The 20,416-nt window shown below is 35.2% G+C and carries 20 protein-coding genes; 3 read left to right on the forward strand and 17 right to left on the reverse strand.

Annotated elements, in window-relative coordinates; all coding sequences use genetic code 11:
- Positions 1-48: 48 nt before the first annotated feature.
- The 5 genes from NU09_RS06960 to NU09_RS06980 form a co-directional block, all read right to left on the reverse strand.
- Positions 49-744, reverse strand: coding sequence for an ABC transporter ATP-binding protein (locus NU09_RS06960; protein WP_129750552.1), 696 nt, complete (start codon positions 742-744; stop codon positions 49-51).
- 24 nt (positions 745-768) lie between these two features.
- A complete protein-coding gene (locus NU09_RS06965) occupies positions 769-2,244 on the reverse strand; it encodes a DUF5687 family protein (RefSeq protein WP_129750651.1) in 1,476 nt (491 codons plus the stop codon).
- Positions 2,245-2,304: 60 nt separating this feature from the next.
- Positions 2,305-3,015 carry a hypothetical protein gene (locus tag NU09_RS06970; protein ID WP_129750553.1) on the reverse strand — a complete coding sequence of 237 codons (711 nt, stop codon included), beginning with the start codon at positions 3,013-3,015 and terminating at the stop codon, positions 2,305-2,307.
- 311 nt (positions 3,016-3,326) lie between these two features.
- Positions 3,327-3,635 (reverse strand): hypothetical protein, encoded by a 309-nt coding sequence (locus NU09_RS06975; RefSeq protein ID WP_129750554.1) that lies wholly within the window; start codon positions 3,633-3,635, stop codon positions 3,327-3,329.
- Positions 3,636-3,637: 2 nt separating this feature from the next.
- The gene (locus tag NU09_RS06980; protein ID WP_129750555.1) at positions 3,638-3,985 is read right to left on the reverse strand and encodes a PadR family transcriptional regulator; all 348 of its coding nucleotides are present in this window, start codon (positions 3,983-3,985) and stop codon (positions 3,638-3,640) included.
- A gap of 129 nt (positions 3,986-4,114) precedes the next feature.
- On the opposite strand from NU09_RS06980, the gene NU09_RS06985 reads away from it, so the two are divergent.
- A complete protein-coding gene (locus NU09_RS06985) occupies positions 4,115-5,167 on the forward strand; it encodes a ferredoxin--NADP reductase (RefSeq protein ID WP_129750556.1) in 1,053 nt (350 codons plus the stop codon).
- A gap of 46 nt (positions 5,168-5,213) precedes the next feature.
- On the opposite strand, the gene NU09_RS06990 is transcribed toward NU09_RS06985, so the two are convergent.
- Both NU09_RS06990 and NU09_RS06995 read right to left on the reverse strand, forming a co-directional pair.
- Entirely contained in the window at positions 5,214-6,254 is a 1,041-nt protein-coding gene (locus NU09_RS06990) for a glycosyltransferase family 9 protein (RefSeq protein WP_129750557.1), read from the reverse strand.
- 9 nt (positions 6,255-6,263) lie between these two features.
- Entirely contained in the window at positions 6,264-6,869 is a 606-nt protein-coding gene (locus NU09_RS06995; protein ID WP_129750558.1) for a DUF4254 domain-containing protein, read from the reverse strand.
- A gap of 67 nt (positions 6,870-6,936) precedes the next feature.
- Between NU09_RS06995 and upp the strand changes: the two genes are divergently transcribed.
- Positions 6,937-7,590: a uracil phosphoribosyltransferase gene (upp, locus tag NU09_RS07000; RefSeq protein ID WP_129750559.1), complete on the forward strand. Its 654-nt coding sequence runs from the start codon at positions 6,937-6,939 to the stop codon at positions 7,588-7,590.
- Here the strand turns inward: upp and NU09_RS07005 are convergent.
- Positions 7,585-8,394, reverse strand: a complete 810-nt coding sequence (locus tag NU09_RS07005; protein ID WP_410501053.1) for a DUF6427 family protein — start codon at positions 8,392-8,394, stop codon at positions 7,585-7,587. The genes upp and NU09_RS07005 overlap by 6 nt on opposite strands.
- Positions 8,395-8,562: 168 nt before the next feature.
- Between NU09_RS07005 and NU09_RS07010 the strand changes: the two genes are divergently transcribed.
- Complete coding sequence (locus tag NU09_RS07010; RefSeq protein ID WP_129750561.1) at positions 8,563-8,793, forward strand: DUF6341 family protein; 231 nt, start codon at positions 8,563-8,565, stop codon at positions 8,791-8,793.
- On the opposite strand, the gene purD is transcribed toward NU09_RS07010, so the two are convergent.
- The 9 genes from purD to NU09_RS07055 form a co-directional block, all read right to left on the reverse strand.
- On the reverse strand, positions 8,785-10,059 hold the full coding sequence (gene purD, locus NU09_RS07015) for a phosphoribosylamine--glycine ligase (protein WP_129750562.1): 1,275 nt from the start codon (positions 10,057-10,059) through the stop codon (positions 8,785-8,787). The genes NU09_RS07010 and purD overlap by 9 nt on opposite strands.
- Before the next feature lie 27 nt (positions 10,060-10,086).
- Positions 10,087-11,448, reverse strand: a complete 1,362-nt coding sequence (locus tag NU09_RS07020; RefSeq protein WP_129750563.1) for an undecaprenyl-phosphate glucose phosphotransferase — start codon at positions 11,446-11,448, stop codon at positions 10,087-10,089.
- 9 nt (positions 11,449-11,457) lie between these two features.
- The gene (locus NU09_RS07025; RefSeq protein WP_129750564.1) at positions 11,458-12,441 is read right to left on the reverse strand and encodes a UDP-glucuronic acid decarboxylase family protein; all 984 of its coding nucleotides are present in this window, start codon (positions 12,439-12,441) and stop codon (positions 11,458-11,460) included.
- On the reverse strand, positions 12,438-13,754 hold the full coding sequence (locus NU09_RS07030) for an O-antigen ligase family protein (RefSeq protein ID WP_129750565.1): 1,317 nt from the start codon (positions 13,752-13,754) through the stop codon (positions 12,438-12,440). The genes NU09_RS07025 and NU09_RS07030 overlap by 4 nt, the downstream gene beginning before the upstream one ends.
- The gene (locus NU09_RS07035) at positions 13,708-14,802 is read right to left on the reverse strand and encodes a DUF1972 domain-containing protein (protein WP_129750566.1); all 1,095 of its coding nucleotides are present in this window, start codon (positions 14,800-14,802) and stop codon (positions 13,708-13,710) included. The genes NU09_RS07030 and NU09_RS07035 overlap by 47 nt, the downstream gene beginning before the upstream one ends.
- A 68-nt stretch (positions 14,803-14,870) precedes the next feature.
- Entirely contained in the window at positions 14,871-16,007 is a 1,137-nt protein-coding gene (locus NU09_RS07040) for a glycosyltransferase family 4 protein (protein WP_129750567.1), read from the reverse strand.
- Positions 16,004-17,095 carry a hypothetical protein gene (locus tag NU09_RS07045; protein WP_129750568.1) on the reverse strand — a complete coding sequence of 364 codons (1,092 nt, stop codon included), beginning with the start codon at positions 17,093-17,095 and terminating at the stop codon, positions 16,004-16,006. The genes NU09_RS07040 and NU09_RS07045 overlap by 4 nt, the downstream gene beginning before the upstream one ends.
- A 220-nt stretch (positions 17,096-17,315) precedes the next feature.
- Positions 17,316-18,569 carry an oligosaccharide flippase family protein gene (locus NU09_RS07050; protein ID WP_129750569.1) on the reverse strand — a complete coding sequence of 418 codons (1,254 nt, stop codon included), beginning with the start codon at positions 18,567-18,569 and terminating at the stop codon, positions 17,316-17,318.
- 1 nt (position 18,570) lies between these two features.
- Positions 18,571-20,415, reverse strand: coding sequence for a glycosyltransferase family 39 protein (locus NU09_RS07055; protein WP_129750570.1), 1,845 nt, complete (start codon positions 20,413-20,415; stop codon positions 18,571-18,573).
- Position 20,416 lies beyond the last annotated feature (1 nt).

Genomic DNA, 20,416 nt, shown 5'->3' on the forward strand with positions numbered 1-20,416 from the left:
ACGGGGCGCAAAAAAATCCCCCGAAACTTCGGGGGACACCTATATATATTATACTGCAAAAAATTCTTCGAGCTCTTTTAGTGTCTCCTGAGAGGTTATTATGTCTTTAACCACCTCACCTTTATGAAGAGCAACAATACGATTACTCACCTCAATTGTATGTGCCAAATCGTGGCTGGAAACAAGTACGGTTGTTTTGTTGTCTTCTGCAAGCTCTTTTATTATCTTTTTAAGCCTGAACTGTGTTGTTGGGTCCAGATTAGCAAACGGCTCATCAAGTATTACTACCTCAGGCTTGCCAATAAGCGCTGCTATAATTCCCACTTTTTTCTGGTTACCTTTAGAAAGGTCTCTAAGATATTTTTTCCTGTTAAGAATCTCTCCGTTAAAAAAGTCTTCGTGCTTGGCTAAAAGGGCATCAACATCAGCTTTGTTCCATCCTCTTAATTCTCCTATAAAATAAAAGTATTCTTCCGGAGTAAGATAGCCTATTAGGAATGTTTCATCTATAAATGCCGAAGTAAACGGTTTCCATCCTTCGCTTTCATTAACTTTTATACTGTTTGTAGTAATATATCCTTGTGTTGGCTGAATTAAATCCAGAAGCAGACTAAAGAAAGTTGTTTTTCCTGCACCGTTATTACCTACCAGGCCAAAACTTTCGCCTTTAGGTATATCAAGGTTAGGTATATTCAATACTGTGGTTCCGTTATATACTTTTTTAAGGTTATGTACTTGTATCATGATATATGTTGGTTTTTTGATTGATTAGTTTTTTTGTTTATATGCTTCAAGCGTATCATATTTCTCTGACTTGTAGATACGCTCAATTAAAGCGAATACTTTATTCCTGAAAGCAAAGCCCAGTATACCCGCCAAAACTACTAAAGCGTATCCTGCCTCAGGGCTATAAAAATAATAGCCTATCCCGTAAAGTATTAATGGTAATACAAGCTTAGGCATTGAAATAAGGAAAACCTTAAGGTTAAAAGCTTTCTTATCACCAAAAGCCTGTTTGCTTGAAGCAAGGTCTATAGGTGTTTTTATAAACGCCCCGCCTAAAAGTACCAGATAAGAGTTTACACCTATATTATATACTGCTCCAATAAGTATAAGTATGTATACCTCCCAACCAAAATACAGGTAAAAAGAACTTATAATTGCCGAAACCAATGTACCTATAACTATGAGCCACCATTTTGATGCTATATATTCTTTGTATTGTATATTCTGGCTCATCATAAGAGGATAGTAAGCACTGTCCCAGCTTGGTACAAACTGCCCAAAGGTGAACAGGAAACCACCACTTACAAATATGGCAGCAAACATTTTCCATATTGGCGTGTCATACATTTCTAAAGCACCGGTAAAAAACAACATTCCGTAAAACAGGAAAACAATACTAATAAACACCGTAGTTTTAGATCTTTTATTCCTGCGGATAAGCTTAATGTCATTTTTAAGGAAGGTACCCAATGTACCAAACTGATTAAGCCATGTATACTCCTCTGTTTTTGCTTCCTCATGCTTGCTTGTAAGTCCGGCATCAAGATACAGGTTCTTATAAAAATATTTATAGGTAGCAATCCACAATCCAACTACTATAAATACCGGAATAACAAAAGCATATCCTGTTGTATACAGTGCATGAAAAACAGGCCCCGTATAATCGGTTAAATCAAATATGCCGAAGTACTGAAGGCCTCCAAATGCCAGTATCAATCCTATAAAGATGGCAAACAGGCCGTCTTTATTGTTAAGCAATAAATTAAGGAAATTATTACTGTATATAATAGCCAGCATACTTATGTGCCAAAACACAACATGAAGAGGATCATAACCTTCAACCAGAAGTTTTATTGAAAAAGGCACAAAGAAGAAAGCATGCATTATATTGAAGAAAGAAACCATGGTTTTTCCCAATGCAAAATTCACGATAGTGCTTCGCTTTACTGGAAGCGGTAATAATGGCCTTATGTTTATTACAGGTATTTTTTGGAAAAAAAGCCTTATAACCAAATCAAAAACAATATAGTAAATAAGGTATTTACTTATAAGCTCTAAAGGATCTGAAGCCAAGCCGCTATCTTTAATCATATTAAAGCTAAAAAAGCCAAGTGCAAGAAATACAAGTGTAAAATATATTGCCCCAATAGCCATAAATACTTTTATAGCTACGTTTCCGGCAAAGGACTTAGACCTTAAGAATGCTTTCCATTCCAGGCTCAGTAATTTTCTAAACATCATTATGTTATTTTGGTTTGTTATTTATATGTAGTAAAACTAACCGAAATGTTACACTTTTTAATTATGCTTTAATACAGCATACTCCGGATAGGTATCATTAAGGAGCTTTTCTGCCTTAGAAATAATTACATAAAGTATGATATACTCATAAAGCGCAAACAATACTATTGCTGTTGCCATAATCCATTGTGCTGTTACAGTATATTCATCTTTAAATAAAGACTGAATAAAATTATAGGGTATAAAAACAATAAACGAGATACCTCCGCAACGGAAAATAGTTTCTTCAAGCATCCAGCGGCGGCCTGTTTTCTTTACTTTTTTATTATACTGCCTGTTAAGCACAAAAAAACGTACAATACTAAACAACAGTATTGCTAAAGCCAAAACACCTCCTGTTATCGGGTGTATATACTGCATTGCTTTTACCAGAAAGAGTATTAGTGCCAGGGTAAGCATTATTTTAGGCAGTTTGAAAAACTCCTTAAAATATCCCCATAAAATCTTATTGTATTTTTTTTGAAGCGCCAGTTGTCTTTTTTCAACTATACCTGTAAAACCAAATATGCCAAACTTCTTAAACTCGGCTTTTAATACATCATCAAAAGAAAGTTGTGGCTGTTCTCCCCACTTTTCTTCTATGGCATTTGCCAAGTGGTCTACCAGTTCAACCTGCAGGTCATAGTAGTATACAAAATGTTTTTTTGTAAAGTCATACAGTTTCTCAACCTCTTCATCAGAAATTTTTTTTATCTCATCATCCTTCATATCTCAGTTTGTATTTTTTCATCAATTGCCTTGACGTAATTAGTGTCATAATAACAATAGACACTATAACACATTTATAAAAAATAAAATAAAAATTATTTTCTGGCTGTTTAGGAGTTTTAAAGATATGCATCCCCGAATATATTCCACAATACATTATAAAACTCACCGCCTCCATTAACTTATGAGTACCCGACCAAAGTTTCTCCTTTTTTACCAGTTTATGATAAATATGAAATCCTGTTATTCCCAGTATTAAAACAAGATATATTAAATTAAAAACATAAGTGATTTTTTCAAAATTCATATGATTAAACACTAAAAAATGATAGTCCAAATAAAGTTCCTGTAATAAGCAAACCCTTAACGCTTAGTAAATTATCAAACAGTAGTTTAAAGGCTTTGTTTCTGGCAATTCTTGAAAATTTATTGTTAGACTCCAAAAGCTCTTTTTTATGTAAAACCATATAGCCCTTAAACTCATCATAAAAATCTCCTTCCTTTTCTTCAAGAGCTGTCGCAACATGGTCAGTCATTTCATAACGTATATCCAAATACTCCACACCAGAGGTTTTTAGATAATTATCTATAAATTTTATTTCTGAATCAGTTAGTTTCATAATTAAAATTGTACTTCGGGATTAATTTTTGAATTAACCAGACTTTGCATATTCTTTATAAATTCCTCGAGTTCTGCCAGGCGGTTAACGGTCTCTTTCTGGCCGTTTTCGGTAAGCTTGTAATACTTGCGTAACCTGTTGCCTGCTTTCTCCACTTCCACATCAAGAAAACCTTCTCCTTCAAGCTTATGCAATGCCGGATATAATGCACCTTCGGTTATATTCAGCTCGCCATTAGTGAGTGCCTTTACCTTTTGGGTAATTTCATAGCCGTACATCCTGCCGTTTTCTTCCAGCAGTTTCATAATTATAGTCGTAAGGCTGCCCTTATATAGTTGGGAGTTTTTCATTGTGCAGATTTATAGCGCAAATATAATACATAAATATCTTATGCATAAAATTTTTATGTATGTTTATTTTAAAGCTATTGCTTTATTTCCTTTACAGGATTCCTTATTTTTGCAGGTAAAATACAAAGTATGTCAACATTTCACTCACTTACAATAAAAGACATAAGGAGAGAAACTCCTAACGCGGTTTCAATTGCATTTGAAATTCCTGCTAATCTAAAAGACGAATACAAATTTATTGCAGGCCAGTATATTAACATCAAAACACACTATAACGGCGAAGAAGTAAGAAAAGCATATTCAATTTGCTCTTCTCCAAACGGAAATGAGCTGAGAGTAGCCATTAAAGCGGTTAAAAATGGTGGTTTTTCTGTTTTTGCAAACGAAAAACTATCTGTTGGGGATACAATGGAAGTAGGCGTGCCTGAAGGCAAATTTACTTTTGAACCCAAAAGCGACCGCCAACGTAACTATGCTGCTTTTGCAGCGGGTAGTGGTATTACTCCTATACTTTCCATTATCCATTCGGTATTGGAAAATGAGCCTGAAAGTACGTTTGTACTGGTGTACGGTAACAAAACTCCCGATGAAACCATTTTCCACGACTACTTACACGAGCTAGAGCAAAAACATGTGGGCCGTTTCTTTATCCAGTTTGTTTACAGCCAGGCAAGAGCAGAGGATTCCCTTTTTGGAAGAATAGACCGTGCTGCCGTAAACTTTGTAGTGAAGAACAAGCATAAGGAAAAGGAGTTTGCTAAGTTTTACCTGTGCGGACCGGAAGAGATGATTAAAACGGTAAGCGAAGTGCTTAAAGAAAATAATGTTCCTGAAAAGAGCATTAAGTTTGAGCTTTTCTCTACCCCTATTGCAGAAAAGAAAATTGACGATAATCTTGACGGACAAACTAAAATAACTATCCTTGTTGATGATGAGGAAACCACATTTGTTATGTCTCAAAAGATGACCATTCTTGATGCTGCACTTAAACAGGGTATAGATGCTCCTTACTCTTGTCAGGGCGGTATATGCAGCAGCTGTATGGGAAGAATTACTAATGGTACTGCCGAAATGAAAAAGAATGCTATTCTTACCGATGGCGAAATAGCGGAAGGATTAACACTTACCTGCCAGGCACACCCAACATCTTCTGAAATTTATATTGATTTTGACGACGTTTAATCGTCTCATTATAGAAACAAAAAAGGATGCTAAAAGCATCCTTTTTTTATTTATTAAGTATTTCGTTTATTCTCTTTACCACGCCTTCAGGTGCTATAGTTCTCATAACGTCTTCATATCCTTCAACCTTTTTATTCCCGTAAATTGAAGTAGGAAGTAACGGATATTTTTCCCTGTCGGATACCAACAGATTTTCCTCAGGTTGATTAAACGGTGCAAAACCAGCATAAGGATGTGTGGCCCCCCAAAGTGTAACCGTATTTACTCCTAACATGGCAGCCATGTGGGCATTACCACTATCCATACTTAACATCACATCAAGGTTGCTTATAAGCTGTAATTCCTGTGTTAGCTTTAGTTTTCCTGCCACTACCACAACATTGCTAATAGTATTAGCAAACCGGTTAAGCACTTCGATTTCTTTGGTCCCTCCTCCAAAAAGGAATATCTTATTGGCTTTATTTTGAGCTAACAGGTTAATAACCTCCTGCATTAAATCTTCAGGATATACTTTCCCTTCATGCTGTGCAAAAGGAGCAATACCTATCCATTTTTCCGTTTTAGCACCTGTAACAGCTAATACATCCTGTGTAAGGCTCTGCTTTTCCGGAAATACAGGAACACTCATGTCAATAGTAAAACCCAGTTGACGAAATGTTTCGGCATGCCTTTGTACTATAGGGGTAAGCGGTTTAAATATTTTATTTTCCGCACGGGTAAGCGCTTTTTTCTCTTTGCGTGCCTTATCTGTAGTTGCTGTCTTTTTGCCGGAAAGGGCAAATAGCCTGGTTACTATTTTAGAGCGCAGTACATTATGCAAATCGGCTACGGCATCTATATCCAGTTTTTTAAGTTCTCGGTACAGTTTAAACAGTCCGCCAAAGCCTTTGTGTTTTCCGTTTACATCGGCCTCATAAAAAGAAATATTAGGGATGCCCTCAAAAAAAGGCTTAAAAAAGCCTCTTGAAAGTACGGTTAGCTTTACCTCAGGGTGTTGTAAAGCTAAGGCTCTCAGCACTGGTACAGTCATAGCGACATCACCCATTGCAGAGAGCCTTATTACAAGTATATGCTTTATACCCGCCATGTGCAGGTTTTATTTTTTGTTTTGGTATAAAACAGGATTTAATTCTTCGTCGTTGTACATTTTCATCTGTTTGTACACCTTCATGAATTTGTCACCGTTTTCAATATCAGTTAAAAGATCATCTATAGAAGTAGATAAGTCTTTTTTCTGCTCTAAAAGTACGTTTAGTTTTTCCTGACATTTAGCCCTGTGCTCAGGAGATGCTCCTTCACGGGTAGCCTCTTCCTGCATGTGGTAAATTTTAAGGGCAAGGATAGAAAGCCTGTCTATAGCCCAAGCCGGACTCTCAGAGTTTATTTTTGCATTTTCCTTAGGCGTAACATCCTGATATTTCTGTAAAAAATAGCTGTCTATATATTCCACCATATCAGTTCTTTCCTGGTTAGAAGCATCAATTCTTCTTTTTAGGGCAAGTGCCTCAACAGGATCAATTTCAGGATTACGGATAATATCTTCAAAGTGCCACTGTACTGTATCAATCCAGTTTTTGGCATATAGTAAATGTTCTATTTTATCCTTGCTGAAAGGATTATTTATCGGCTGATCTACATTATCAAACTGATGGTAATCGTTGATACTCTGTTCAAAAACCGGGAATGCTATTTTAGAAAACATAGGGTTAAATTTTATTTTACAAATATAGTTTTAATACTTTTAACCTGCTAATACTAATTGAAAAGCCATGCATATTCATAATTTATCAGAAAATAACAGTGTGCTTAACCATTTTCTGGCACAAATTCGTGATGTAAATATCCAGAAGGATAACATGCGTTTCAGGAAAAACATTGAACGGATAGGGGAGATAATGGCTTTTGAAATAAGCAAAACTTTGGAATATATCCCTATGGAAATTACTACACCTTTAAGTACAAAGAGCACTTCACTTATTAAAAACGGTATAGTAGTTTGCTCAATATTACGGGCCGGGCTTACCCTGCATAACGGATTGCTTAATTTTTTTGATGCTGCAGAGAGTGGCTTTATTTCGGCATATCGCTATCACCCTAACAATGATGATTACTTTATTATACAAACAAAGTATCAGGCTGTACCGGACTTAAATGGAAAAACCCTGATATTGGCCGACCCTATGCTGGCGACCGGCCTATCGCTTGAAGCCGTGTTTAAAAACCTTATGGTAAACCAAACTCCTAAAGAAATTCATATCGCTGTAGTTATTGCTGCTCCCGAAGGGATTGAACATCTAAAAACTACACTTCCCGATAATTGCCATTTATGGATTGCCGATACTGACGAACGCCTTAACGAACACAAATATATTGTTCCCGGACTTGGAGATGCCGGAGACCTGGCTTACGGTAACCGATTATAATTGTGAGAAAAACAGGAACATTGTAATTATCACTATTAATGCCATTATACTTTCCTTTACCCACTTAACTTTTTGACTTTCCATAAAGTTTGCTCCCATAATTGCAAGCGGTGCAAAAGTAAAGGCAAGGAAACTGTTGTTCTTATCGGCAGAAAGTACATAAATACCCACACCTATAAGAAAAGAGAATACTACCTTTTTATAAGACGAATGCAGGTTAAGGGGTTTTGACGACAGCATACCTATCTGCGCCACCGCAAATAAAATTGCAATGGATGAAAATACTGCCAGTGCAATATTTTGATATACATTTTCAAAATAAGTAAAGTCAAAACTAATTCTCATTTCGGCATACAGGTCATAAAACAATTCGTTACCAAAAAGTAAAACGACCATGGCATACATAGAGACCATAGCAAAAAAGGCGATAAAAGGTATGATCCAATTGCGATAATCTCTCGAAACGTGGAAAATAATGGATATAAATACCAGTATAATATAAATAATACACCAAAAATGAAATAGTGCCGCAGCAAATATCCAGAAAGAGGCATCAAATATTTTTTCCTTTGGAGTAATAAGTGATTGTAACGAAATCAGTCGCCTTAAAGCAAGCAATAAAAAGAAGTTTGATATAATGATTTTAGTGTTTACCAATATAGTAGGAAACAACACTAAAAACATCATAAACAGGAACATAGCATACGTATTGTCCTTACTTAGGGTATTTCTTCGCGTAATAAAATTTACAAGGAAAACCGAAAAAGCCAATAGCAGAAAAAGACCTACTTTTTCGAATATCATATAGTAATATTCTGTCCAGTAAGTGTCCTTAAAAAGGTATGCGAAATAGAAAAAAACTAACAGCACACCAATTAAAGCATAATTTATCGGCCTCGATTTATTAAAAACACTTGCCAGCATGTGAATATTTTATACTTTTGTGATTGTAAATATAATACTTGTTTAAAAATGAGAGCATTTTTTGAAGGAATAGATTACCTATTTGTACACATACTATTTGCACCACTTGACTTTTTTAGAGCTCTAGAGCTTAAGAACTGGTGGACAGCTAATATAATTACATGGATTTTTATCATTATATGCTGCGCGGCAACCTGGTACTGGATTAAGCAATTGAAAGTTTTCAAAGCTAATAACGACGATAACCAGGATACCACAGCACACTCTTTCTTATCCTAGATCGAAACCGATATCTTTTCTAAAATACATCTTATCAAAATTTAGCTTGTCTATGTTTTGATAAGATTTTTTTATGGCCTCTTTGTAATCTACACCATATGAGGTTACAGCCAGTACACGGCCACCATTTGTTACCACAGATCCGTTATCATCTTTAGTCCCGGCATGGAAAACAATAGAACCCTCTACTTTATCAAGGCCTGTTATTACTTTACCTTTTTCATAATCCTCAGGATATCCTCCCGAAACCATCATAATAGTTGCTGCACTTCTTTCGTCTATTTCAAAAGCAGTTTGTGCCAGCGTACCATTAGATAATGCTTTAAAGGCCTCAACAAGGTCTGACTTGATTCTTGGTATAACAACCTCTGTTTCCGGGTCGCCCATCCTTACATTATACTCAATAACAAACGGATCGTTACCTACTTTTATAAGACCGATAAATACAAATCCTTTGTATTCTATATTGTCGTTTTTAAGTCCCTGTATTGTGGGTTTAACGATTCTAGTTTCTATTTTCTCTAAAAACCCGGCATCAGCAAAAGGAACCGGAGAAACTGCTCCCATACCGCCCGTATTAAGACCTGTATCGCCTTCTCCAATACGTTTGTAGTCTTTAGCCATAGGTAATAGCTTATAGCTCTCTCCATCGGTTAAAACAAAGCAGCTAAGCTCTATGCCGTCTAAAAATTCTTCAATTACAACTTTAGTACTCGCCTGCCCGAATTTAGCATCAACAAGCATATTTCTAAGCTCCTGTTGTGCTTCGGCAAGATCGTTTAATATAAGCACCCCTTTACCGGCTGCAAGTCCGTCTGCTTTTAATACATAAGGAGCCTTTAGCGTAGTAAGGAATTCACATCCCTGCTCAACGGTCTCTTTTGTAAAGCTCTCATAAGCAGCTGTAGGTATATTATTCTTAACTAAGAATTTTTTAGCAAACTCTTTACTTCCCTCTAGTTCGGCACCATGCTTAGAAGGTCCTATAACCGGAATATTTTTTAAAGCCTCGTCGTTCTTAAAATAATCATATATTCCTTTTACCAACGGGTCTTCGGGACCAACTACTACCATCCCTATGCTTTCCTGCTGCACTAATTTTTTTACAGCTTCAAAATCAGTTGGGCTTATGTTTACATTGTTTGCAATAGCCGATGTTCCTGCGTTACCAGGTGCAACAAATAATTTAGAACACTGCGGGCTTTGCAGCATTTTCCAGGCCAGTGCGTGCTCTCTTCCTCCAGATCCCAGTAATAAAATATTCATATGAATTGATAATTATTGCGGTAAATGCTAATAGGCTTTTTCCTCGCCCTTAAAGATATTTACCACCGTTTGTACTATAATTTTTAAATCCAGTAAAAGTGACCAGTTCTCAATATAAAAAACATCATACTTAATTCTGTTTATCATATCTTCATCGGTACTTATCTCTCCCCTGTATCCCTTAACCTGTGCAAGTCCGGTAATACCCGGCTTTACATACAGTCTTACAAGATATTTTTTAATGCTTTTACTATACAGGTTATTTTGTGCCCATAAATGAGGCCTTGGCCCCACAACACTCATTTCGCCCTTAAGTACATTAAGGAATTGTGGCATTTCGTCAAGACTTGTTTTTCTTATAAAACGACCTATCCTTGTTACCCTTGGGTCATTCTTAATAACCGATTCTTCTGTTGTTTTGTTAAGTCGCATGGACCTGAACTTATAACAAAAAAATTCCTTTTCATCTATACCCGGCCTTCCCTGCTTAAAAAATACAGGCCCCGGCGATTCCAGTTTTATCAGTATAGCCAGTAATGGTGTTAACCACGACAATACAAACACAAATACAAACACGGAGAAAACTATATCAAACAATCTTTTAAAAATCTTTGCCACAGGTTCATGTAACGGTGTCTTTCTTAAGGAAAGTACCGGGAAAAACTCATAGTAATCTATTTTAAGATTCTTTGCAAATATCTCCTTTGTGTCGGGTATAAATTTTAATGTCTTATCATTAATGTCGGCAAACTCAACCAGCCTTTTTAACTGCAGGTTCGTTATTTCAGTAAGCGAACAGTATATCTCGTCAATATTATTATCCAGCGTAAAAGCCTCAATTTCCGAAATCTTTCCTGTTATGTTTTCGTTTTGCTTCTTATCGGAAAAAAAGCCCTTGAACTTGTATCCATATTCCGTTTTATCCTCAAAAAGGGTTTTAAGCCTTAAGGCATCAGGAGTGTATCCCACAATTACAGCATTCCTGTAATTGCTGCCTGTCATTATTCTGTACTTCCTAAGGTAGTAAAACAAAAGGAATTTAAACAGGGTAATAAGTGAAAAAGCCGTTACAAGATATTTTGCTATTGCCTGCCCGCTAAATATTGCCTGCTTAGAGAATGGAAAGAAAGCAATTACCACCAAAAGAAATATAATGCCCTGCCTAACCAGCTTTGCTATTATTTCGGTAGGTTTTGTAAAACGGTAAACCTCATAAAATCCAAAAAAATAGGATATTACTGCCCACGCCCCTATTTGATATAAGCCAAAATAAAATTCGTTAATACCCAGTTCCCAAAAAAAACAAGGAAACAGTAATGTTAGTACCAATACGTCAAAAAATATGCTTATTGGCCTTAGGTATTTAGAATATCTTCCCTTTCCGGACATAATTGTTTTTTAGTAGATATATCCTGAAAAATCTTTGTGTTCTTCTTTTAATAATTCTTCGTGGCTAAGCGACTTAAAGTAGTCGTAGGTTATTTTCATACCTTCTGCACGTCCTACTTTAGGTTCCCATCCTAAAAGTTCTTTTGCCTTTGTAATATCAGGTTGCCTTTGTAACGGGTCGTTTACAGGCAATGGTTTGTATATAATTTTTTGGGTAGTGCCTGTAAGCTTTATAATTTCTTCGGCAAAGTCTTTAATAGTAATCTCATCGGGATTACCAATATTAACAGGATAAGTATAGTCAGAATGCAATAGCCTGAAAATACCTTCTACCTGATCGTCTACATAACAAAACGACCTGGTTTGCATACCGTCACCAAAAACAGTAAGGTCTTCACCCCTTAACGCCTGGCCTATAAAGGCAGGTATTACCCTTCCGTCATTAAGTCTCATTCTTGGGCCATAGGTATTAAATATCCTTACGATTCTTGTTTCCACACCATGAAAAGTGTGGTAAGCCATAGTTATAGATTCCTGAAAACGTTTTGCTTCATCATAAACTCCCCTTGGACCAATAGTATTTACGTTTCCGTAGTAATCTTCATTTTGAGGATGTACCAATGGGTCTCCGTATACTTCTGAAGTAGAAGCTATAAGTATCCTTGCTTTTTTTACCCTTGCCAAACCTAACAGGTTATGTGTACCTAACGAACCCACCTTAAGTGTTTGAATAGGAATCTTTAAATAATCTATAGGGCTTGCAGGAGAAGCAAAATGTAATATATAGTCCAGATTGCCCGGAATGTTTACAAACTTAGTTACATCATGATGATAAAACTCAAAATTAGGAAGCTTGAAAAGATGCTCTATGTTTTTAAGGTCGCCCGTAATCAGGTTATCCATACCTATTACAAAATAGCCTTCCTTAATAAACCTGTCGCAAAGATGAGATCCTAAAAAACCTGCAGCTCCCGTAATAAGTATTTTTTTCATCTTTTCTCTTTTTCTATAACGCTGGAATACAATTCTTTATTAAAAAGGCAATACAGTACTGTAAAGAAAACAACACCCCTTTGCCTCCATAAAAAAGATTCGGTCAAAAATAAGGCTATCATTAGAATTGCGAAAGCAATATGAACAAAATCTTTATTGCTTAAACCGTTTTTAAGGTTAAGCAACATCATGGCAATTAAAATTAAAAAACCAAACAGACCTAAATCGGCAAAAACCTCAACATACTGATTGTGAAAATTAAGTCCGTTATATCCCCTGTGGGTTTCGTTTCCTTTAAAAACATTATGTTCATCACCCTTTTCTTTCACTTTAACCAATGATGCATTAAGACCGTAACCCTGAAAGAAAACAGGATCTTCCTGCATCATTTCGGTAAAAATTCTAATTTGATAAACCCTGAAAGAAGTTCCGTTAAAATAGTCGTTTTGTGAAAAGGTTTCGTTGTTCCATGCCTGAGCTATGGTAACAGCCCTTGTTCCCATATCCTGAACTGCCTGCTCTGTATCCGGTTTAAGCTCTACCTCAACCCTTTCTTTTATTTTACCGAAATACCCTGCTATTACTATAGCTACTGCAAATACTGCTGCAAATATCCATTTAGTCTTTTTAGAAGCCGGAGACCAAAACAGGAAATAGAGGATAATCAGAAAAATATCTGTAAGGAGTATGTTTTTAGAAGACAACAGAAAAATGAAACCGAAAAGAAATACCAGTGACAGGTAATCGAATTTTCGTTTTGCTCTTTTGGCTACAAAATAAAACAGTGCAACCGACATGAAAACCGATACATAAATGGCATTTACATCTTTTGTTACCAGTTCATGATAAAAGAAAACATTAGTATCTCCCGTTTCAAAATATTTTATAAATGCCCTAACAATATAAAAAAGGGCATATGTAAACATTCCCCAACTGTAATATTTAAGTATGTCTTTCTGTTGTTTAGGCCAAAGCCTTATTACAAAAAAAACAACAGGAATAATAAGCAGCGGAATCTCTTTAGAAAGTGCCTTTAATGTACTTTTAAAATCTATAGACCAAAGAAGGGAAGCCACCATAAGCAAAAACAGGGCTACAGGCGTTAATAAGGCTATATTAAAACTAAAATCCTCTTTTTTTGCCGTAAACAAAGCATAAAGGGTAAAAAGTATAACTGCTATACTGCTAAATGCATAGTTTAACGGAATGGTAAGCAATACTGCTACTGCTAAAAAAACCAGCGTTTTAGGGTTTGTTACAGGCCTCTTACTTTTTGGCAAGGCATTTTTCGAAGAATTGAAGATAGTCTCCATTAATTTTTTCCCAGTTAAAGTCTTCTATAATTGCTTTATAATTATTCTCTACGAGCTGCAAATTATCACTTTTTTTTAAGGTATTGAGAATATTTGCGACTTCTTCAGGATTTGAGAAATAATAGGCATTGTTTTTAAGAACTCCTTTATTAAAATCGTTATTATGAGCAACAATAAACGCTTTTGATGCCATTGCCTCCAATAAAGAAGGGTTGGTACCTCCTACCGAATGTCCGTGGAAATAAATATTAGAAAAATATCTTAGGTTGTCCAGGTGTTCAATATTATAAATGCCTCCCATAAAACGAATGTGCGTGTATGCCCCAAATTTATTTTTAAGATAAGCGCCATATTTGGTTTCATGATTTCCTATTACAAGAATAGGGGTTTTATCTCCGCTTTTAACAACACCCTCAAGCACCATGTCAAGATTGTTTTCCGGTTCAAAACGGGCCATTACCATATTGTAATTCCCTTTCTCAACAAAGTAATCTTTTATAAGGTCTTCATTTGGGTTTTCAAACGGGTAAGCACCATAGGCAATATATTCTGATTCTTTACCGTATCGTTTTTTAAGTGATTTTTGTATTCCAAGTGAGTCGGCAATAAGATAATCACTGCTTATTGCTGCCAGCCTTTCGGCAAACTTTAAGAACTGTCTTACCGGAGCCGAATATTTAGAGCGTTTCCATTCTAAACCATCCATATTACTTATAATGAGTGGCTTTTTTGGTAAAAGGAAAAACCATATCGAACTACTGGTATAACCCAACTGAAGTATAATGTCAAATTTCCTCTTTCGGGAATCCATTATACAATTATAGTCATATATAAACTGGCCGAAAGTACCCATCTTATATTCCGGATCGTATTGATGGATAATATGAGCCCCTTTGAAAAATTTTTCCTGATAAGGGTGATTATGCGAATTATATACATACACTTCATGCCCCTTATCAGCCAGATAAGCCGAAAAGTATTCTGCAAACTGTTCAAAACCACCGTAGTAATTGGGAACCCCTCTTGTACCTAATATGGCTATTTTCATTGTGTGTTTTTAGGTGTGCAAATATAGGCCTTTTTAAAAACTTATGTTAAAAGGTAATAATGTCGCAACTACCTCTCGAGTATACTGGATATATTCGCAATATATTTTTCAGGAGAAAATTCTGCCATTGCCCTTTCATATCCCTTTTCTCCAAATTCTTTTCTAAGATCTGCATTATTAATAAGCTTGAGTAAAGCATCAGCAAAATCGCCTTCGTTTGATGGCTCTATAAGATAGCCTGTTTCATTGTTTACCACTATCTCGATCACTCCGCCATGATTAGAGGCTACAACCGGCTTTTTTGCCAGCATTGCTTCTAAGGCTACCAACCCGAAAGACTCTGCCTCTGTAGATGGCATAACAGCAATATCAGTAGCATCCCAAACCTGTTTAAGGCTTTTAGTAAACGGTAAAACAGTTACTTTGTTTTCCAATCCTTCCGTTTGCACTATTTCATATACCTCATCCTCATAAAACTCCTGTCCCGGCACCGGAGAGCCAACCAAAAGTAGTTTTGCTTTGGTTTTTTGCAGGTAATTAGTAAATGTGTTTAAAAGCCATTTGTGTCCTTTAAGCCTGCTTATCCTGCCTACGAGGGTAATGATAATATCTTCCTGGGAAAACCCGAAATCTTCTTTTGTTGCAGCTTCCCGCTGTGATTTTGATACAGCAGGGCCGTTATGCACCACAACCGTTTTTTTACTTAAAGACGGCTGCCTTTTTATAAGATTGTTTTCCGTTGCCTGCGAATTACATATCACAACATCTGCTCTTTTGGCAAGTAGCTTTGGATAAGCTTCAGCAAATATTTTAGGGTGTACAATTATTTCATGCACATGCCAAACATGTTTTATTTTTCTTTTCCGGGCATACATCATTCCTAACAATACCGCAAGAGTATTAGAATAAACAATATCAAATTTATATTGCTCGTTAAGCTTATCAAGAATCGCTATCCCTTTTTTTATGTCCTTTGAAAAACTTAACAGGTTTTTTGGGGTAAACATATTTCTGTAAACCTTAACTACCGGAGCAACAACTACCTTTATCCCTTGTTTTTCAAGCTCAGTTTTAAGCGGGCCTTCCTGTGGCAATACCACTACCGGAAAGAATTTAGATTTATCCAGTCCGGTAACAGTGAGGTACAGCATTCTGTCTGACCCATACATTTCTGCAGCCTGATGTATTACAAGGATATTTTTCATTGCATGCGGTTTGTTACAGCCCTGGCTATATTTTCTCTGTATCGCACTAAAAAACCAAAGATTACGGCCTTAGTATCTACTATAAAATAAAAGCCTAAAAACACCCAGTAAGAAACAAACAGATAAACACCTGTACCTACTATTATAAGATTGATATTAGTTATTACAGAATTATCAAAAGGCTTATTTTTAAAAAGCAGTAATATAGAAACAAGCAATAAAATTACCCCTGCTAATCCTGATTTTAAGAAAACAGTCGTAAAGCCATTATGTAAAAACGGAATAAATCGCATAAAACTGGTTTGCAGCCACATTTTTGTTCGTAAATCAGTCTTTGACCCTAATCCTTTACCAAAAGCAATAGTAGCAGGCCCTTCATCTGTTACCTGCTTATAAGTCATTATTGTTTCATAAGAGCGGTAGTTATCATTAAGATCTTTCCAGTTATATTTATTAACATGAGTTTTAAATGCTTCCTTAGGCGCATTTTTAATCTTATAGAAAAATGCTTCAGCGCCTCTGGTCCTGCTTGGATTAGAATAATATATAGCCGTATACCCACCCCCTAAAATAATTACAGATAAAGCAAGTATTGTAAGTGATCGCCTGTCTGCAACAAAATATCCTTTCATTGCCACATATAGAATAGCAAACTGAATAAAGTTACTTCTAGCCAGATAAAGCGCCGTAGAAAATATTAGTAAAGGCAAAAACAGTTTTACTTTTTTATATGATATTTCAAGACCTAACTGTTTTCTGAAAATTAATATTATAATCGCATAAACCTCAAAATCACTAAAATAACCGGTATGCATACGTAAAGTAGGCATATCTCTTATATGTAAAAAAGTAAAAGCATAGGCAATGTTTAACATATGAAAAACAGCTAATACAATACCTGTTCTTAATATAATAATAAACGGATTATCAAAATATTCTTTACAGAGTTGATATCCTATTAATAAACCTAAAATAGGTTTGAGCATATAGGCTATATCTTTTGCAAAATCAAAAGGTTTGGGAAAATCGAAAAGACAAACTATAAAAGCTATAAGTAATATTGCCGAAAAACATGCCAGTTGTTTCACAATGGTTAAGCTATATTTTTTTCGCAACGTGATTAGAACAACAACACTCCAAGTAAAAAATGTAGCTTCATATATATTAAAGTATGGCACTAAAATACAGGCCATAAATAATAGTTCGTATACTCTTTGTTTTTTTATCCTAAAACCCATCTATGGTTAACCGGCTAATATCTTTTATTAATAATTAAAGTACATACTGATCAAAAATACAATAGTTTTTCTAATCTGACTGAAGCAACTTTTTTTTGATGATTTTTAAAAACAAAATTGCTGTTATAAGTTCTGTAAAAACAAAAACCATTAAAACACCCTGTAACTTTAAAAAGGGCAGTGTAATTACAATTGCTGCAAGAGTAAACATAGCCATAAGCATGGTTACATTTGTGTATTGCTTATTAAAATTCCAACCTAATACCAGTTGCTTTAATGGTATTGATATGGCAAATGCTACCGGTACTAAAGCACCCCATTTTAAAAGGGCAGAAATTTCTGTTAATGACTGTGGTTTAAAATAAGCCACAACATAATCAGAAAAAACAAACAACACAGCCATAAGCAAAGTTATAAACACAAAGTTGCTTATATTAAACTGTTTCCAGAAACGTAATCCCTGCTTTGTTTGTGTTTCTAAAAGGTAACATACTTTTGGAAAAACATAGCTGAAAAATAGTAGTATATACGTCCTGAATACAAATATTATTCTCTCTACTACAGCATAAATACCTGCCGCAGCATCTCCCATAAAGATTTTTATAAGAATAACAGGTGCATACATTTGCTGAGATAATACGGCTTGTGAAGCAAAGAACCTGAAATGATCTTTTAAATGGTTTTTTACATCATTAAACGATGTTTTGTAAGGACTGATATAAAAATATTTTCCTAACCATAAAAAAGCACATGTGTTAGCTATTATCATTCCTAAGCCCCACCATAAATTAGCATAAATGTAATCGGCCGGCTTTTTAATAACGTAAAACACTCCGGCTACATAAATAAGTTTAGAAACAATATTTAGAAATGTAATCTGTTTAAAATATTCTAGTCCCTGGAATACCCATGTAGGGTTTATAAACTGACCGATAAGTATAGGTAAAGCTAAGAGATACAATTCTTTTTCTTCTCTAAAATAAGGAACCAACAGGTATATTGTAATAGTTAAAAAAAGTACTACCAATAACAATACTACTTTTGTTATATAAACAGTACTTACTATTTTTTCAAGATTTTCTTTATTTTCCCTGTTTATGGCAACCTCTTTAACCCCTATTATATCACTACCGTAATCAATAATAACAATTAATAAAAAACAAATAGCAAGTGAAGTACTTATCTTACCAAAACCATCTTCTCCACAAGTATATATAAGATAAGGAGCTACTAACAATGGTGTTACAAGGTTAAAACCCTGACCAATACCATAAACCAAAAGATTGGTTATAGATTTTTCTCTAAGCACTTTAAGTACTCTCATTTTACTCCTTTTTTTCTATCTGAACCGAATATATTATAAGATTTCTGTCTTTTCCGTCTGCAAAAGTATCATTATCAAAAATAAACTGAGCTTTAGTTTTGGTGTCTGCCTTTATTTCAAAAGGCAGTTTTTTTTCATTGGTGTTTTCATCACCACCCAAATAGTAATCCCCTATTTTTTCATCTCCCATTTTTACCTGTAGGTGTGCGTGCTCTCCGTTTATAGGTTCTTTAGGCAGGCTGTTTGCTTTTATAACAAGATTATACTGTCCTTTCTGCAGTTTAACTTTTCCTGATGTAAGGCTACCGTTTTCAAAAATATAAAGGTTCCCCTTATCATCAATATTTTTTGGGATAAACCTGTCGGAAGACAATCGTAGAGGAAATTCCGGGCTTTTTTTTGACTTATAATGCCTTGCCCACGCATCATACATTTGTATATTTTTACTTAGTGTGAAATTTTCATTCAAAAATGCCTCTTGTTCCGTAGTAAGGTTATACATATTGAAATTGCCATCAAGAAACCAGAAAGATTCAATTTCTATTTTTCCGTTTTTCATGGCCTCAATATAATCGCCAAGCTTCATTTCCAAAACCGGTTCACCAGTTGATTTAAAAAAATAACTCATAAGCCACCCCCAGGAAGATACCACTTTATCTCCCTGTTGGTTATTGTTTTGTATTTCTATAGTAAGTTCCCTGTATTGCGATTTATAGACCTTGTTATAATAGTCCTTCACTATAAAGATATCTGTTAAAGAAAGTATTGTTATAATCAGTATTATAATCCCTTTACCTATACTGTTGCGAATAAAGCTCACAGCAAGGGCAAATAATACTATTAATGCAGGTAATAAATGTATATAATATCTTGAAAGAATCATCGGTTCATCAAGATAAGATTTGATAATAGTAATGGGAATGGAGAAAAATATCCAACAGAACAGAAACAGAGAGGAAAAAATAATTTTATCAGATAAAAGGTTTTCTGCTGTAGCTATTTTCTGCTTTTGTGTAAATAGGGTCACAAAATAAAAAATGGCCAATAAAAGAAACGGAAACCAAAGCAACTCTGTATTGCCTGTAAATCCTCTTACAATTTCAGAAAAGCCATTAGGCCCTGGCAGTGTAAGCCAGCCTGAATGGTATTGGGTCATTTTAAGGAAAATTTCATATGTGGGTAATATTACTATAAGAGTTACAATTCCAGATAATACTGAGAATTTAAAAAAAGATCCCTTTTCCTTTTTAGGAATAAGAACTAACATAAAAAGTATAAGTAACGCCTGCCCTACCACAGTAATAAGAGAGACAAAATGGGCATTAACCATAAGTCCTGTAAAGATACCGTACCAAATAGCATTTTTAGAGGATGGTTCCCTTAGAAAAAGAAGAAGCCTGTAAAATGAAAGTACACAAAAAAGTACCAACAAAGCATATGGTCTGGCTTCCTGCGAATAACTGATATGGTATAGGTTAATAGTTAATAATAGTGCCGCAATAAGCCCGGTATTTTTATTATATAATGACTTCCCTAAAAGATATATAGCATATATTGTGGCAATCCCGGTTAGGACAGAAAAAATTCTTGCAGTTAGGGCAGAATATCCAAACAGGATGTGAAAAATTCTTACTATAAAGAAATACAAATGCCCCATACCTTCCCTTGCAAGAATAACCTCATGAAATTCTTTAAGAGACAGAGAAGGGTCCGACTCAATCATTGTATGTATCTCATCTAACCATATACTTTGAAAGTCAGCATGAAAAATGCGTAAGAATGATGCCAGAAGCAATATGCCCAGCAGTATATAATTTTGTTTTATAAAAGTTACTGTTTTTTTCATA

The organism is Flavobacterium beibuense (assembly GCF_004151245.1).
GTDB classification, from domain to species: Bacteria; Bacteroidota; Bacteroidia; order Flavobacteriales; family Flavobacteriaceae; genus Flavobacterium; species Flavobacterium beibuense_A.

Bases quoted from the DNA above. Each gene is read 5' to 3' on its own strand.
- NU09_RS07030 (WP_129750565.1), bottom strand. From the start codon at position 13,754: ATGGAGACTATCTTCAATTCTTCGAAAAATGCCTTGCCAAAAAGTAAG.
- upp (WP_129750559.1), top strand. From the start codon at position 6,937: ATGCATATTCATAATTTATCAGAAAATAACAGTGTGCTTAACCATTTT.
- NU09_RS06990 (WP_129750557.1), bottom strand. From the start codon at position 6,254: ATGGCGGGTATAAAGCATATACTTGTAATAAGGCTCTCTGCAATGGGT.
- NU09_RS06975 (WP_129750554.1), bottom strand. From the start codon at position 3,635: ATGAAACTAACTGATTCAGAAATAAAATTTATAGATAATTATCTAAAA.
- NU09_RS07025 (WP_129750564.1), bottom strand. From the start codon at position 12,441: ATGAAAAAAATACTTATTACGGGAGCTGCAGGTTTTTTAGGATCTCAT.
- NU09_RS06965 (WP_129750651.1), bottom strand. From the start codon at position 2,244: ATGTTTAGAAAATTACTGAGCCTGGAATGGAAAGCATTCTTAAGGTCT.
- NU09_RS07035 (WP_129750566.1), bottom strand. From the start codon at position 14,802: ATGAAAATAGCCATATTAGGTACAAGAGGGGTTCCCAATTACTACGGT.
- NU09_RS06995 (WP_129750558.1), bottom strand. From the start codon at position 6,869: ATGTTTTCTAAAATAGCATTCCCGGTTTTTGAACAGAGTATCAACGAT.
- NU09_RS06985 (WP_129750556.1), top strand. From the start codon at position 4,115: ATGTCAACATTTCACTCACTTACAATAAAAGACATAAGGAGAGAAACT.
- NU09_RS07010 (WP_129750561.1), top strand. From the start codon at position 8,563: ATGAGAGCATTTTTTGAAGGAATAGATTACCTATTTGTACACATACTA.
- NU09_RS06980 (WP_129750555.1), bottom strand. From the start codon at position 3,985: ATGAAAAACTCCCAACTATATAAGGGCAGCCTTACGACTATAATTATG.
- NU09_RS07040 (WP_129750567.1), bottom strand. From the start codon at position 16,007: ATGAAAAATATCCTTGTAATACATCAGGCTGCAGAAATGTATGGGTCA.
- purD (WP_129750562.1), bottom strand. From the start codon at position 10,059: ATGAATATTTTATTACTGGGATCTGGAGGAAGAGAGCACGCACTGGCC.
- NU09_RS07055 (WP_129750570.1), bottom strand. From the start codon at position 20,415: ATGAAAAAAACAGTAACTTTTATAAAACAAAATTATATACTGCTGGGC.
- NU09_RS07020 (WP_129750563.1), bottom strand. From the start codon at position 11,448: ATGTCCGGAAAGGGAAGATATTCTAAATACCTAAGGCCAATAAGCATA.
- NU09_RS06970 (WP_129750553.1), bottom strand. From the start codon at position 3,015: ATGAAGGATGATGAGATAAAAAAAATTTCTGATGAAGAGGTTGAGAAA.
- NU09_RS07005 (WP_410501053.1), bottom strand. From the start codon at position 8,394: ATGATATTCGAAAAAGTAGGTCTTTTTCTGCTATTGGCTTTTTCGGTT.
- NU09_RS07050 (WP_129750569.1), bottom strand. From the start codon at position 18,569: ATGAGAGTACTTAAAGTGCTTAGAGAAAAATCTATAACCAATCTTTTG.
- NU09_RS06960 (WP_129750552.1), bottom strand. From the start codon at position 744: ATGATACAAGTACATAACCTTAAAAAAGTATATAACGGAACCACAGTA.